Raw genomic sequence first — 14,527 nt, 5'->3', positions numbered from 1 at the left:
CTCGCCGGCATCTCTGCCCTTTCACGGCGCCTACATAGCATCGGCACGACTCTGTCCGGCGCGCCTTTGGGCATCACGCCGAAGCGCGAAAATTACAACCCCACGGCGTAGCCATCGACGTGCGGGTTTTTTTGTGCTAATGCGCCCTCGTTCCGTCTATGAGAACATTTTCATACAATAAATAAAATGCCTTGCATCGCACTAACCAATCGTAAGCCACCTTTTCACAGAGGCGGAGGATTGGCTGGGTATTCGCTGTGCAAGTAATCAATGATGAAGAATTATTGGCTTTGATGAGCTCAAGAAAAGCAAACAGGGAAGTAGTGTCATGGCTGTTCTGGTCACGGGTGGGGCCGGTTATATAGGAAGCCACATGGTGTGGGCTTTGCTCGATGCCGGGGAAGAAGTCGTCGTTGTCGATCGGCTTTCGACCGGATCGCGCTGGGCCGTCGCGCCAGCGGCGCGTTTTTATCTCGGCGATGCGGCGGATCCCGCGTTGCTCGACCAGATTTTCGAAGAAAATCAGATCGAGACCATCTTCCATTTCGCCGGCTCCGTCAGCGTTCCCGAATCCATCAGCCGGCCGCTCGAATATTACGAAAACAACACCGGCACCACCCGCGCGCTTGTCGCTGCCGCGGTGCGGAATGATATCCGCAATTTCATCTTCTCCTCCACAGCCGCTGTGTATGGAAACAAGCCTTTCGAAGGCCCGGTGCCGGAAACGGCGGTCCTCAGCCCCGAAAATCCCTACGGTCTGTCGAAACTCGCTTCTGAAATCATGCTACGCGATGTCGTGCGCGCCCATGACTTCAACTACGTGGCGTTGCGTTACTTCAATGTGGCCGGAGCCGACCCCCAGGGTCGCGCCGGACCTTCGCCAACAGGCGTCGCTAATCTCATAAAGGTGGCATGCGAAGCTGCAACCGGGCGCCGGGATCACGTGGAGGTTTACGGGACGGATTATCCGACAGCCGATGGCACCGGCGTTCGCGACTATATCCATGTCAGCGACCTCATCGAAGCGCACATGCTGGCCATGGCCCATTTGCGCGCCGGCGGCGGCACAAGAACGCTCAACTGCGGTTATGGCGTCGGTTATTCGGTGCTTGACGTCCTGCATGCCGTGCAGCGGGAATCCGGACATGATTTTCCGGTCATCCACTGTCCGCGCCGGGCCGGCGACATCGCCACCATGGTGGCGGATTCGGGACGCATCCAGTCAGAATTTGGTTGGCGTCCGCGCTTCAACGATCTTTCGACCATCGTCCGCACCGCGTTGCAATGGGAGGCCAAGCGCCAGGCCCAGAAAAACGAGATAATTCCTCCAATACGGCGTAAACTGGCGGCGATAGGATGAACCGGCTGCGCATCACCTTGCCCTGTTTTTCTTGACTGAACGATAGTCAGTCGGGCGGTCTGACGCGCTGGCGGGGCGAAGCCATCGATCACGATCGAAGAAGCTGCGTGTCAGCTTCAGTCCGGCCGAAGTTTCGGTCGCGAGCAAAATCACATTCACGCGGTGCGGCGCGGTGGGTTCCGGCTTCACGGAAGCCGAAATGCCGAAGTGTCGCGCCTGATACTGTTGCATCTTCTGCGCCGGTTCAAGCACCGAGCCAATATCTCTCCAACGGGTCTGCTCGATAATCATGGCAAGTGCTGCCGCAAGCTTCGCGTTGACAGCGCGTCCGGCCGATGTCTGCGGTGCAACTGCCTTCAGCCTGACGGACCGGATTTCCCCGGAAACCTTGCCGCGGATTTCCAGGAAAAGCGACGCCGCGTCAGCCGGGTCCGCCGTCGTTGCCTTGCCCAGATCGGCCATACATTCGAAGCTGCGGTTATTCACCGGACTAGGATGCCAGCCTCGCGGGCTGGAGAAGCCTTCGGCCGTGAACCGGTCGCAAAGGTCTTTACCGGAGATGATGAAATCGCGGGCGAAAGACGCTCTGGCGCCATTGCGCTCGAATTTCAGCAGGTGAGGTGGCAGATAAATGGTTCTCGCGGCAGGCTTCTGCCGTTTGACGGGTTTTGCCCTGGCAGATGGTACGGCGGAAAGAGGAGCGGGCGCCAGATTGAGATAGGTGAGCAGGCTTCTCAGATGCTTTTTGTCATTGGCGAGCAGAACCGTTGCCGATATGGCGGAACAGACGACGAGCACCGCAACAAGCAGCGCGCGGAGACTGACTCTCTTTTGCGGGCCTGCGTCCATCATGGGACCTTGTTGGCTGTCTGTTATAGGCATCAGCCGGTTTGGAGCGAATTATCGGACCATTGGCGGTCCGGCGAATATCAATTGCGAGTAAAAGTTCTAAAATATCTGGTTCCGCCGGAATGTCCGGCGGACGTCCTCAGTCGGAGGAATTCTTGTCACCATCCCGTCCGCCGGCGCTGCTCTCATCATCCGCCACGGGAATGGCGTAGGAACCGTTCAGCCAGCGGGCCAGATCGAGCGAGCGGCAGCGATCCGAGCAGAACGGGTAGTCTTCCCGCGTCGATGGTCGGCCGCATTCCGGGCACGGTTGGGATTTGCGGAGCGGCGTAACGTTTCCAGCGCCTTCGGTGGAGGATTTTGCCATAGCCTATCCCTCCAGCCAGCCAGACGTCACCTCGAACCCTTCACCGGCAAGAAGCGACATGGTCTCATAGAGCGGCAGACCGACGACATTGGTGTAAGAGCCCGTCAATTTCTGCACAAACGCGCCGGCGATGCCCTGAATACCATAAGCGCCCGCTTTGCCGCGCCATTGCCCGGAGGCGATATAGGCATCTATCTCACGGGTCGACAGGCGTTTGAAGCGTACCTTGGTCTCCGCCACTTTCTGCCGGATCTTGCCGCCCGGGGTTACGAGGCAGATGCCGGTATAGACCCAATGGCTGCGTCCGGAAAGAAGATGCAGGGCCGCTGAAGCCTCTTCCGTATATTCGGCCTTGCCCACGATACGTCGACCGACAGCAACGACCGTGTCGGACCCCAGAACATAGGCGTCCTTCCAGGCCTGCTCGTTTTTCAGCGCCGCCTGCGCCGCTTCCGCTTTCTGCAAGGAAAGACGGCGGCAGAGCGTTCGCGGATGCTCGAGCTTGACGGGCGTCTCGTCAATATCCATCGGCATCAGGCGAGCCGGCTCGATGCCGATCTGATGCAGCAGCTCCAGACGCCGCGGCGATCCAGAAGCCAGAACGAGCTTTTGTTTTGAATTCGTCATTGCGCTGCCGGGCGTAGGATGCGGAAACGGATTACTTGAAGCGATAGGTGATGCGGCCCTTGGTCAGGTCGTAAGGCGTCATTTCGACCAGAACCTTGTCGCCTGCGAGAACGCGGATGCGGTTCTTGCGCATGCGGCCCGCCGTATGGGCGATGATTTCATGGTCGTTCTCAAGCTTCACGCGGAATGTTGCGTTCGGCAGCAATTCGGTTACGATGCCCGGGAATTCAAGGACTTCTTCTTTTGTCATGTAAGGGTTTTCTTCCTGTTGATAGTGCCGGACCGTGTCCTGTCCGGGAAAATTGCGCGGAAACTACACAATCCCGGCACATTTGTGAACCTCTAAAGCATCGGCTTGAAAATCGCGATCGATTTTAACAGGCCGAGGCAGTTTTCAGTCTTTTGAAAGCGTATCCGCCACCGGCTGTTGCCGCTTCGGCAGGCGTTCGGCAATCAGTTTTGCAAGATGGTCCCGCACCTCACGATAGGCGTCGAGTATTTGCTCCCGCGTGCCAGTGACCACCGTCGGATCCATGGTGGGCCAATAGACCACATCGAGAGAGTTCGAGCGCGTCAGTTCCAGTGCGGCGTGATGAGCTTCTGGTGTTAATGTAATGATCAGATCGAAAAAATCATCCTCGATCTCGTCCAGAGTACGCGGTTTGTGCTTGCCGAGCGAAAAACCCTGCTCCTCCAGCACCGCATCCACGAAGGGATCGCGCTCGCCCGCCCGCACACCTGCCGACTGGATGTAGATGCCGGGCGCGACCAATCGTTTGGCGATCACCTCGGCCATGGGGGAGCGGATGGAATTCATGCCGCACATGAACAGGACCGATTTCGGCGCTCGTCCCTCGTTTGGCGCTGCGGCAGGATCGCTCATCTCTAACCCCGCCAATAAAGCACACAGACAAGGGTGAAGAGCCGGCGCGCCGTGTCGAAATCCACCTTTATCTTGCCGGACAGCCGGTCCATCAGCGTCTGCGACCCGTCATTGTGGATGCCGCGCCGGCCCATGTCGATCGCCTCGATCTGGCTCGGCGTGGAAGAGCGGATCGCCTCGTAATAGCTTTCGCAGATCAGGAAATAATCCTTGATGATGCGACGGAACGGCGTCAGCGACAGGATATGGGTGGAGACATCCCTGTCGTCCTCGGTCTTGATGGAGAAAACCAGTTTGGAATCGACGAGCGATATATAAAGCCGGTACGGCCCGCCGTCATGTCCGGCAGGCTCAAAGGTATTTTCTTCGATCAGGTCGAAAATAGCGACGGCGCGTTCATGCTCCACGTCGGGCGTGGACCGGCCGATGCTGTCGTCCAGTACCACGTCGCAGAGCCGGAAGTCGCCTGACGCCATCGTTTAACTTTCCGGGTTGAGGCGGATGGAGACGGAGCGCGCATGCGCGTCCAGCCCCTCGGAACGGGCAAGGGTGATGGCTGCCGGCGCAAGCTGGCGCAGCTGCTCGGGACCAAGCCGCAGGATGGACGTGCGCTTGACGAAGTCCAGCACCGAAAGGCCTGAGGAAAAACGGGCCGAGCGCGCCGTCGGCAGAACATGGTTGGAACCGCCCACATAATCGCCGATCACTTCGGGGGTGTGGCGCCCGACAAAAATCGCCCCGGCATTGCGGATGTGGGCCATTAGCGCATCCGGGTCATCGATGGCAAGTTCCAGGTGTTCGGCGGCGATCCGATTGGCCAACGGGATGGCATCGGTGAGCTTTTCGACCAGAACGATCGCGCCGAAATCCGCCCAGCTCGCCGCTGCTGTTTCGGAACGCGAGAGACGCTTCAGCTGCCGCTCGACGGCTGCTTCCACCGCCTTGCCGAGCTCGGCATCATCGGTGATCAGGATGGATTGCGCACCACGATCATGCTCCGCCTGCGCCAGAAGATCGGCAGCAAGCCAGTCGGGGTCGTTATCCCTGTCGGCGATAACAAGCACTTCGGAAGGGCCGGCGATCATGTCGATGCCGACAGTGCCGAAGACCTGACGCTTGGCGGCCGCCACATAAGCATTGCCCGGGCCGACGATCTTGGCGACCGGCGCGATGGTTTCAGTGCCATAAGCCAGTGCCGCCACGGCCTGCGCGCCACCGATGCGATAGATTTCCTCGACGCCCGCAATACGCGCGGCAGCCAGAACGGCCGGATTGACCGCGCCGCCATTCGCGGGCACGACCATGACGATGCGCTCCACACCGGCAACCTTGGCGGGCACGGCATTCATCAGCACTGAGCTTGGATAGCTGGCCGTGCCGCCGGGCACATAAAGGCCCACGGCCTCGATTGCGGTCCAGCGCGAGCCGAGGCCGACGCCGATATCGTCCTCGTAAATATCGTCCTTCGGCATCTGTCGCGCATGGTGTTTTTCGATACGCCGGGCTGCGAGTTCAAGCGCTTCGATCACGCTCGTGTCGACGGCGGCAATCGCCGCATCGATTTCATCAGTCGTTACCCGCATCGGCACCGCGGCAAAATCGATGCCGTCGAATTTCCGGGAGTAATGGGCGAGGGCCGCATCGCCGCGATGTCGGACATCATTGATGATGTCGCGAACGGTCGCATTGACGTCTTCGGAAACTTCTCTCTTGGTTGTCAGGAAGGCAGCGAATTTCTGTTCGAAATCAGCCGATGCCTGCTCCAGCCAGATTGCCACGCCATTACCCTTTCATTGTCCCCACGGGGTGCACGACTTACCGCAGAACGATTGCAGCTCTGGTATGTGGCATAAATCGAAACGGGACGGAAAGGCAACCGTCCCGACAGTCCGGAAAGCTTATTCGCTGTCGGGATGATGCGGTTTGGTGGCGGTTTCCCACGCACCGCTCACATCAGTCAACTGCGCCTCGATGCATTCGACATCAAGCGCGATGGTGCCGCCGCCGGAAAGGGCCAGTTCCACAAGGCCATCCGGGCCTTCGCCATTCGGTGTGAAACGTATCGCCAGAAGCGAAAGAACCTGCTCCCTGTCGGCCAGGTTGATGGACTGCGAACGAACGGCGGAGACACGCTTCAGGAAAACAACTGTGCGGCAGCGTTCCGGTGGCAGGTGCTTTTTATCGGCGCTTTCCCAGACGAAACGGTTGGCGGAAAAGGTGAACTGGCCGTGTTTCGGCTCGAAGGCAACATCCTTCAGCTTGAAGACACTGTCCTGCATATGGGTCGAGATGACGGAGAGATCTTCAGTATCCAGCGCGAGCAATTTCAGGCCGCTCATCTTTTTCTTCCTTCTTGTGCGGTGAGGACCGCTATTTCCATGACTTACAATGGAAATAGGCAGTCCCGGCCCGCTGTGCAACGGGTAGAAAACGGATGAGCGGCGATGAATGGATCAATCGCTGACGCGCTCGACCAACGCGCCGCAGCGGGTGAGCTTTTCCTCGAGGCGTTCGAAGCCGCGGTCTAGATGATAGACGCGCGACACCATGGTCTCGCCCTCGGCCACGAGGCCGGCAATGACCAGCGACACGGAAGCGCGCAGATCGGTCGCCATCACAGGCGCACCCTTGAGGCGGGAAACGCCTTCGATGCGAGCCATCTGACCGGAAAGCGAAATCTTCGCACCGAGCCGGGCAAGCTCCTGCACATGCATGAAGCGGTTTTCGAAGATCGTTTCGGTAATGTGGGAAACGCCTTGGGAACGGGTCATCAGCGCCATGAACTGCGCCTGCAGGTCTGTCGGGAAGCCGGGGAACGGTTCAGTGACGACATCGACCGGCTGAATGCCGTTGCCGTTGCGCACCACGCGCAGGCCGGTTTCCGTCTCGCTGATCGTAGCGCCCGCGAGCCTGAGCGTATCAAGTGCATTGTCGAGCAGCGATGCGCGCGTCCCTTCCAGCACGACATCACCGCCGGTCATGGCCACTGCCATGGCATAGGTGCCGGTTTCAATACGATCGGGCAAAACCCGGTGGCGCGCGCCGGAAAGCGAGGTAACGCCTTCGATGGTGATGGTGGAGGTGCCGGCGCCTTCGATCTTCGCGCCCATTGCGATCAGGCAGTGCGCCAGATCGACAACCTCGGGCTCGCGGGCGGCGTTGTGGATGACGGTTGTGCCGCGGGCAAGGCTTGCAGCCATCAGCATCACATGCGTCGCGCCAACCGAAACTTTGGGGAAGGTATAGACCGCGCCGATGAGGCCGCCCTTGGGGGCCGAGGCATTGATGTAGCCGCCATCGATCTCCATCGTCGCGCCGAGCGCCTGCAGGCCCTCGATGAACAGGTCAACGGGACGCGTGCCGATGGCGCAGCCGCCAGGCAGGGAGACGCGGGCGCGGCCCTCACGCGCCAGAAGCGGGCCGATGACCCAGAAGCTTGCACGCATCTTGGAGACCAGCTCGTACGGAGCGGTGGTATCGACAATGGTGCGGCAGGTGAAATGCACGGTACGGGAATAAGCTTCGCCCTGGCTTTCCCGGCGGCCATTCACGGAAATATCCACGCCATGATTGCCGAGGATACGGATCAGCTGCTCCACGTCAGCCAGATGCGGCACGTTTTCGAGCGTCAGCGTATCGCTGGTCAGCAGCGATGCGATCATCAGCGGCAAGGCGGCGTTTTTGGCGCCGGAGATGGGGATGATGCCGTTGAGCTTGTTGCCACCCGTAATTCTGATGCGATCCATGCGTCCCTACGGGCCTGTGCCCGCCTTTCTTTATCGTGCCTTGCGGAAAGGCGCGTCCTTAGACGAATTTCCGCGGCGTTTCAATTTTATGCTGTGAATTCTCTATGAGGATGATTCGTCCGTTTTTGCGGCAGGCAGGCCGATGGTGTCGTCTGCGTCGCCAGCACGGCGCGCGCGAACCTGTTGTTTGCGCTTCAAAAGATTTTCGCGAAGTTTCTTCGCGGCACGCGCCTTCCGTTCCGCCTCGCGCTGGCGCGCCTTTTCGCCGGGCCCCGCCTGCGGCTTGCCGCTGGCCGCCGTGTCGGATGCGCCCGTGGAAAAGTCCCCGCAGAGCGCTGTCTTCACCTGTTTGTCGTGATGTTCGGTCATAGATTCAGCAATATCTGAAAAATGCTGTTTTCAACAGGGGGGGCGCTTTTTTGCGCCGCTTGATGAAGAATATCGTTTTGCGACTTGCGCTCGTCAAAAACCTGTGGCAATAGGCCGCCACGCTTGATGCTGAAGCGATCGCTTCGGCACCGGATGCTGCTATAGCTCAGGGGTAGAGCACTCCCTTGGTAAGGGAGAGGCCGAGAGTTCAAATCTCTCTAGCAGCACCATTTTACCTCGACAATTCAAGAAGTTGCGCGCTTACTCAAGCCCTACACCCTGCATGTTGCTCACCGTATTCCGGAGTGTTGCCGCTTCGTGAAAGCTTCGCAAACGGGAAAACCGCGCCCATTGCGAAGCGCGGTTTCCACATCCGAATATTCTGTTGCTGCCAGAGCGGGACGAAACCGCCCGTAGCCAATGGGCGCCGCTTACTGGCGGAATAGCGACAGGATATTTTCGGAGCTGGTATTGGCGATGGAGAGCGACTGGATGGCCAGCTGCTGCTGCGTCTGGAGCGCCTTGAGCTTGGTGGATTCCTCGTTCATATCCGCGTCGACGAGGCGGCCGATGCCCTTGTCGATGGAGTCGGTCAGCTTGGAGACGAAGTCTTCCTGTATGGCGATACGCATGGAGATGGAGCCAAGATCGGCAGTTGCGCTGGTGATTGCCTCTAGTGCTGCGTCGGTTGCACGAACCATGACGTCGAGCTCTTCGTTGCTCAGAGTTCTTATGTCGACGGTGTCGAGCGATGCCGCGGCTGTTACAACCGTTCCTGCGGGAATGGGAGTTACATCGACTACCCACTGGTTGGCGCCAGCATTGCTGGTTGCGGCGATCTCCTGCCCGGGGTTGGAAGCTGCTGCGACGGCTTTAACCCATACGCCGTTTACCTTCACATAATCGCCCGCTGCTGCACCACCTGCAACGGCCGTGGTGACGTTTGCATAGTTCCCTTCGAATGTGGCGCCGGATTTGATGAGGCTGTCGACGGAATTGGTGAGAACGGCATGCTCGCTGATTGTGCCGCCGGTGTTGATCTTCAAGGTCGTGGACGCAGGAGTGACGTTGAAGACGCGATCGATAATACCGAGCTGGCCCCCTTCGTCAAAAAGTACAGTCGTGCTGTCCAGTTGATAATCGATCTTTTTAACAGATACGGAGCCGTCTGCCGTGCGGATGAAGGAGCCAACGACGTTTTTGGTAACTGCATTGCCGGTAGCTGAGGTCAGATCCGCCTGAAGCCAGTTTTCGCCGGAAAAGGAGGCAGAAGAGGAGATACTGCGTAACTGTTCTTGCAGTTGCGAGATTTCTTCCTGGATTTTGCTTCTGTCTACGCCTTCTTCCGTCGCTGCGACCATCTTCGCCTTGACCTGCTTTACGACTTCGACAGCCGATTCCATGGCGGAATAAGCCGTGTCGACCTTTGCCGCGCCAAGACCGAGAGCGTCCTGAACTGCGGAGAGCGCCATGTTGTCAGAGCGCATTGTGGTGGCGATGGACCAGTAGGCCGCATTGTCGGAAGCCGTGCCTACGCGCAGGCCCGAGGAAACGCGGCTTTGTGTCGTTTCCATTTTCGCATCGATAGACCGCAAGGTCTGGAGAGCTGCCATTGCGGAGATATTGGTCAGAATGCTGGTCATCTTTGTGCCCCTTGATTGGCTAATGGAGAAGGGACATTCCGGGATCGCCGGGAACGATTGAGCGGCCTGATGCCTGTTAACCTCTTTTTCGCCTTGGTTAACCAATCGTTTCGATGGGCCTTTTCTAAGGCTCGAATGGTTAACAAAACCTAAAGCGCAAACTGGAAAAATTAATAAATGTGAATGGCGACGATCCGGGTAAACAAAAAAGGCCGCGCTTTCGAAAAAGCGCGGCCCGTTTTTTTGGATTTTGTGCCGATTAACGGAAGAGCGACAGGATGCTTTCCGAAGAGCTGTTTGCGATCGAAAGCGACTGGATGGCCAGCTGCTGCTGAGTCTGCAGAGCCTTGAGCTTGGTGGACTCTTCGTTCATTTCAGCGTCGACCAGACGCCCAACACCCGAGTCGATCGAGTCGGTCAGCTTGGAGACGAAGTCTTCCTGCAGGCCGATACGCATGGAGATCGAGCCGAGGTCTGCAGCGGCGCTCGTCATGTCCTTCAGGGCGGCGTCAACGGCCTTCATCATCTGGTTGATCTGCGTGCCGGATAGGCCGATGATGTTGATACCGTCGAGAGAGGTTACGGCAGGCGTCGTGGTCGGTGCATTGGCCGTGGCGACGATCCAGCTTGCTGCCGCCGGCGTAGTGGTGGTAGCAGCGATTTCCTGCGTGGGAGCGGTGGTTGCGTTAGCAGCCAGAACCCATGTGCCTTCGACCTTAACGTAGTCGCCGACACCTGCGCCACCAGCAGCGGCGGTCGTTACGCTTGCGTAGTTGCCCTGGAATGCAGCGCCGGATTTGATGAGGCTGTCGATGGAGAAGGACTTTACAGTAACTTCGGAAGTCACGCCGCCGGTGTTGATGCTGAGCGTAACGCCGTCTTCTGCGACTGTGTAAACCTTGTCCAGGATACCGGTCTTCGTGCCCGTTGCACGGGTATCGAAGAGAACGCTATCGGTGTCGAGAGTGTAGTCGATCTTCTTGACGGAAACGATACCGTTGGCATCACGAACGAAGGAACCGACGACATCTTTGGTGACGGTGCCACCAGCAACGGAAAGGTCTGCCTGCAGCCAGTTTTCGCCAGAGAACGAAGCTGCTTCGGAAATGCCGCGGAGCTGCTCCTGAAGCTGAGTGATTTCTTCCTGAACCTTGTTCTTGTCAACGCCGTCTTCAGTGGCGGCTACAAGCTTGGCCTTGATTTCCTTAACGACTTCGATAGCCGATTCCATACCGGCATAAGCCGTGTCAACCTTGGCTGCGCCGAGGCCGAGAGCGTCCTGAACGGCGGAAAGCGCCATGTTGTCGGAACGCATGGTGGTCGCGATAGACCAGTAAGCAGCGTTGTCGGATGCGGTGCCAACGCGCTGGCCGGAAGAGACGCGGCCCTGAGTGGCTTCCATGTCCTGACCGATAGAGCGCAGGGTCTGGAGCGCAGACATTGCTGCGATGTTGGTGAGAATGCTCGTCATGATAAAGGTGCCCCTTGAATGGCTGATTAAAAAAGGGACATTCCGGTTTCACCGGGAACGGCGCGCAGCGTCATGCCTGCTAACCAGCTGATTTTTAAAGGTTAGCTCGCCGTTTCGATGGCCTTAGCTAATCCCTGTTTGGTTAATGAACCCCTAAGCAGACAAGAAAACATCACATCTTTTGATTTAATTTTTCCACCCTTGCGTGCGCGCGTGCGTATCAAAAAGACATTAAAAAAAAGATAAGGCCGCCCCCTTTTCAAGGGGCGGCCTTATTTTGATTTGGCTGGTTCAGCCTTCCAGCCATTTCTTGTCTATCTCGTTGATTGTCCGGTCAGCCCCCGAACAGTCAGTTCGATATTAAATCCCCCAGCCCCAATGGGCTACGAGAATGCCGTTTATTAACGGAACAGCGACAGGATGTTCTGCGAGTCGCTGTTTGCGATCGAGAGCGACTGGATCGCCAGCTGCTGCTGGGTCTGCAGCGCCTTCAGGCGGGTAGACTCTTCGTTCATGTCGGCATCAACGAGACGGCCGACGCCCTTGTCGATGGAGCCCTTCAGCTTCGACGCGAAGTCTTCCTGCAGAGAGATACGGGAAGAGATCGAACCGAGCTGTGCGCCAGCGCTGGTCAGTTCGGTAAGAGACTTATCTACCGCCTTGACCAGAGCAGAAAGCTGCGTGCCCGTCAGCGAGGAGATGTTCATGGAAAGAACCGAACCGGAGGCCGCAACCGTGCCTGCGCCGGCGTTGGTCGTGTCCACCATCCAGGTACCTGCCGTGATAGTGCCCGCAGCCGTGGTCGTGGATGCGATTTCCTGCGTTCCGGCGGAGGCAACTGCTTTAACCCACGAACCTTCGACCTTTACGTAGTTGTCGGTAGCGGTCTTGGCGAAGTTACCCTGGAATTCTGCACCAGCCGTGGTCAGCGTATCCAGCGAGTAAGCCTGAACCGTGTGCTCGCTCAGGGTGCCGCCATCATTGATGGTCAGCGTTACGGTGTCGACGCCAACGTCCTGAACCTTGTCAAGAATACCGGTCTTGGTGCCCGTAGCGCGGGTATCGACGAGAACCTTGGACGCGTCCATGAGGTAGTCAATCGTCTTGACCGAAACAGTGCCGCCTTCGCGAACGAACGAACCGACGACAGACTTGGTGGTTGCAGCAGCAGAAAGGTCAGCCTTCAGCCAGTTTTCACCAGAGAACGAAGCCGATTCGACGATGCCCTTCAGCTGGTCCTGGAGCTGGGTGATTTCGCCCTGAATCTTGGTCTTGTCAGCAGACGATTCCTGAGCCGTTACCAGCTTGTTCTTGATCTGCTTGACGACGTCGATGACCGATTCCATACCGGCGTAAGCCGTGTCAACCTTGGCAGCGCCGAGGCCGAGTGCGTCCTGTACAGCGCCGAGCGCTTCGTTGTCGGAGCGCATAGTGGTCGCGATCGACCAGTAGGCAGCGTTATCGGAAGCGGAGCCAACCTTCAAACCCGAAGAAATGCGGCTCTGGGTGTCTTCCATGTTGGAAGAAATCGAACGCAGCGTCTGGAGAGCAGACATGGCGTTAATGTTGGTGAGAATGCTTGCCATAATAAATGTGTCCCTTGTTTTTACGAGATACTGGAGTGGGGACATTCCGGACTTGGTATTACCGGCCGCAACGTTTCGGCTTCATGCCACTCGGTTCAGAATTATTATGTTCTGGGAACCAAACACGCTGCGTGTGAATTGGAGTTTCCCAGCGAAAAATTGCACAATTCTTAATTTTGGAGCTCGCTTTTGTGACGAATTACTTATGGTTATTTTAATGTTATTTAAAATGGTTACTTCTTTCCTGCGGTATATGGTTATTTATTGCTTGGCAAAAATGGTAACCAAAGCATTAAAACGACAAAACCCCGCGGCCGTGGGGCTGCGGGGTTAAGAAACAGGGTTAATGCGTGTCAATGCGGCACGGATGCCCGTCAGTTGAACGATCTGACGAGGCTGCCGACAAGCAGGTTCCAGCCGTCGATCAGCACGAAAAACAGGATCTTGAAGGGCAGGGAGATGGAAGTCGGCGGCAGCATCATCATGCCCATGGCCATGGTGATGGTGGCGACGATCAGATCAATGACCAGGAACGGCAGGATGATAAGGAAACCGATCTCGAAACCGCGCCGGATTTCCGACAGCATGAAGGCCGGAACCAGCACTCGATAATCGACGACGTTGTCGGTCATCACTTCCTGGCCGCGTTCGCGGGCAATATCCACGAACAGCTTCAGATCCTTGTCACGCGTATTGGCGTTCATGAAGGTGCGAAAGGGCTCGGCGATGCGCTGCACGGCCTGCTGCTCGTTGATCTGGTTCTGCAACAGCGGTTGCACGCCATCGGTCCAGGCTTTGTCGAAGGTGGGCGACATGACGTAGAAGGTCATGAACATCGCCATCGACAGAAGGATCATGTTCGACGGCGTGGAAGCGAGCCCCATGCCGGAGCGCAGGATAGAGAAAGCGATCACGAAGCGCGGAAAGCTCGTGACCATGATCAGGATGCCGGGCGCGACGGAAAGAACCGTCAAAAGCCCGAAGGTGCGGATGATCCATGCCGCGACAGACCCGTCTATCTGCGTGTTGAACAGATCGGACGGAAATTGCTGGGCATTGGCAAGGCCCGGCAAAGCGAGGAGGACGGCGATCGTTACAAGAAATCGAATCATTCGATGACAAAGGTCCGGAACATGACCTTGGATACGCGCCCTTGAGAGCGCAGGTCAACTCGTTCCTGAATGTCATCCTTAAGATATTGAAAGCCGCGCGGCCCTTCCAGCTGCTGAAGGGAAACGGTGCGGACATAGGCCATGATATCCTGATGGATATCCTCGGCCAGTCCGACTTCCACCGGCCCCTTGAACATCAGCGCCACCTCCAGCCGCACCCAGTTCGTCGAGGGGTAGGCGAGATTGGTGGTGATGGGATCGAGCTGGACGATACCGTTCGGTTCGGCCGCGATTTTCTCGACACCCTCTTCCTTCTTCTCGCCATGACCACCGGCCGCAGCGGTGGCATGGGCCTCGGTTGCGGCAATCTTCGGTGCGATCATGCCGCCGACGAGCCAGCCTCCGCCCACGCCGAGTAGGGTGAGGATCACAACACCTGCGATGGTCATGATCAGAGGGGAGGATTTCTTCTTGCCCTCTGCCTGTTCGTTTTCCATGGATCAGTCCGTTCCCC

The 14,527-nt window shown here is 57.8% G+C and carries 16 protein-coding genes and 1 tRNA gene; 2 read left to right on the top strand and 15 right to left on the bottom strand.

Annotation, left to right across the window (positions count from 1 at the left end):
• Window positions 1-328: 328 nt before the first annotated feature.
• The gene (galE, locus tag DOU54_RS20585; protein WP_113731778.1) at window positions 329-1,360 is read left to right on the top strand and encodes a UDP-glucose 4-epimerase GalE; all 1,032 of its coding nucleotides are present in this window, start codon (window positions 329-331) and stop codon (window positions 1,358-1,360) included.
• Window positions 1,361-1,372: 12 nt separating this feature from the next.
• On the opposite strand, the gene DOU54_RS20580 is transcribed toward galE, so the two are convergent.
• From DOU54_RS20580 to DOU54_RS20535, 10 genes are all read right to left on the bottom strand, one after another.
• On the bottom strand, window positions 1,373-2,209 hold the full coding sequence (locus DOU54_RS20580; protein WP_113380987.1) for a DUF6030 family protein: 837 nt from the start codon (window positions 2,207-2,209) through the stop codon (window positions 1,373-1,375).
• A 139-nt stretch (window positions 2,210-2,348) separates the two neighbouring features.
• A complete protein-coding gene (yacG, locus tag DOU54_RS20575) occupies window positions 2,349-2,576 on the bottom strand; it encodes a DNA gyrase inhibitor YacG (protein ID WP_004439907.1) in 228 nt (75 codons plus the stop codon).
• Between the two features lie 3 nt (window positions 2,577-2,579).
• On the bottom strand, window positions 2,580-3,203 hold the full coding sequence (locus DOU54_RS20570) for a Maf-like protein (protein WP_004439909.1): 624 nt from the start codon (window positions 3,201-3,203) through the stop codon (window positions 2,580-2,582).
• Window positions 3,204-3,234: 31 nt separating this feature from the next.
• Window positions 3,235-3,453, bottom strand: a complete 219-nt coding sequence (gene infA, locus DOU54_RS20565; RefSeq protein ID WP_003503453.1) for a translation initiation factor IF-1 — start codon at window positions 3,451-3,453, stop codon at window positions 3,235-3,237.
• A 144-nt stretch (window positions 3,454-3,597) separates the two neighbouring features.
• Complete coding sequence (locus tag DOU54_RS20560; protein WP_022555605.1) at window positions 3,598-4,086, bottom strand: arsenate-mycothiol transferase ArsC; 489 nt, start codon at window positions 4,084-4,086, stop codon at window positions 3,598-3,600.
• A 2-nt stretch (window positions 4,087-4,088) separates the two neighbouring features.
• Window positions 4,089-4,562 carry a UPF0262 family protein gene (locus tag DOU54_RS20555; RefSeq protein WP_004439916.1) on the bottom strand — a complete coding sequence of 158 codons (474 nt, stop codon included), beginning with the start codon at window positions 4,560-4,562 and terminating at the stop codon, window positions 4,089-4,091.
• A 3-nt stretch (window positions 4,563-4,565) separates the two neighbouring features.
• The gene (gene hisD, locus DOU54_RS20550; protein WP_113380926.1) at window positions 4,566-5,864 is read right to left on the bottom strand and encodes a histidinol dehydrogenase; all 1,299 of its coding nucleotides are present in this window, start codon (window positions 5,862-5,864) and stop codon (window positions 4,566-4,568) included.
• A 120-nt stretch (window positions 5,865-5,984) separates the two neighbouring features.
• A complete protein-coding gene (locus DOU54_RS20545; RefSeq protein WP_004439923.1) occupies window positions 5,985-6,425 on the bottom strand; it encodes a DUF2948 family protein in 441 nt (146 codons plus the stop codon).
• 114 nt (window positions 6,426-6,539) lie between these two features.
• Window positions 6,540-7,832 (bottom strand): UDP-N-acetylglucosamine 1-carboxyvinyltransferase, encoded by a 1,293-nt coding sequence (gene murA, locus DOU54_RS20540; protein WP_004439925.1) that lies wholly within the window; start codon window positions 7,830-7,832, stop codon window positions 6,540-6,542.
• Window positions 7,833-7,934: 102 nt separating this feature from the next.
• Complete coding sequence (locus tag DOU54_RS20535; protein ID WP_113380927.1) at window positions 7,935-8,201, bottom strand: hypothetical protein; 267 nt, start codon at window positions 8,199-8,201, stop codon at window positions 7,935-7,937.
• Between the two features lie 155 nt (window positions 8,202-8,356).
• On the opposite strand from DOU54_RS20535, the gene DOU54_RS20530 reads away from it, so the two are divergent.
• Window positions 8,357-8,431 (top strand) — tRNA-Thr (locus DOU54_RS20530).
• 201 nt (window positions 8,432-8,632) lie between these two features.
• Here DOU54_RS20530 and DOU54_RS20525 read toward each other — a convergent pair.
• The 5 genes from DOU54_RS20525 to DOU54_RS20495 form a co-directional block, all read right to left on the bottom strand.
• Window positions 8,633-9,844 (bottom strand): flagellin N-terminal helical domain-containing protein, encoded by a 1,212-nt coding sequence (locus DOU54_RS20525; RefSeq protein WP_022555607.1) that lies wholly within the window; start codon window positions 9,842-9,844, stop codon window positions 8,633-8,635.
• Window positions 9,845-10,103: 259 nt separating this feature from the next.
• Window positions 10,104-11,315, bottom strand: coding sequence for a flagellin N-terminal helical domain-containing protein (locus DOU54_RS20520; protein ID WP_022555608.1), 1,212 nt, complete (start codon window positions 11,313-11,315; stop codon window positions 10,104-10,106).
• A gap of 401 nt (window positions 11,316-11,716) precedes the next feature.
• Complete coding sequence (locus tag DOU54_RS20510; RefSeq protein WP_022555610.1) at window positions 11,717-12,901, bottom strand: flagellin N-terminal helical domain-containing protein; 1,185 nt, start codon at window positions 12,899-12,901, stop codon at window positions 11,717-11,719.
• A 374-nt stretch (window positions 12,902-13,275) separates the two neighbouring features.
• Window positions 13,276-14,013, bottom strand: coding sequence for a flagellar type III secretion system pore protein FliP (gene fliP / locus DOU54_RS20500; RefSeq protein WP_004439940.1), 738 nt, complete (start codon window positions 14,011-14,013; stop codon window positions 13,276-13,278).
• Complete coding sequence (locus tag DOU54_RS20495; protein ID WP_006698201.1) at window positions 14,010-14,510, bottom strand: flagellar basal body-associated FliL family protein; 501 nt, start codon at window positions 14,508-14,510, stop codon at window positions 14,010-14,012. The genes fliP and DOU54_RS20495 overlap by 4 nt, the downstream gene beginning before the upstream one ends.
• Window positions 14,511-14,527: the final 17 nt, after the last annotated feature.

The sequence above is a fragment of the Agrobacterium sp. MS2 genome, assembly GCF_003261015.1.
Classification (GTDB): Bacteria; Pseudomonadota; Alphaproteobacteria; order Rhizobiales; family Rhizobiaceae; genus Agrobacterium; species Agrobacterium pusense.
The sequence above is the reverse complement of the archived record's forward strand: the minus strand, read 5'-3'. Positions and strand labels throughout refer to the sequence as shown.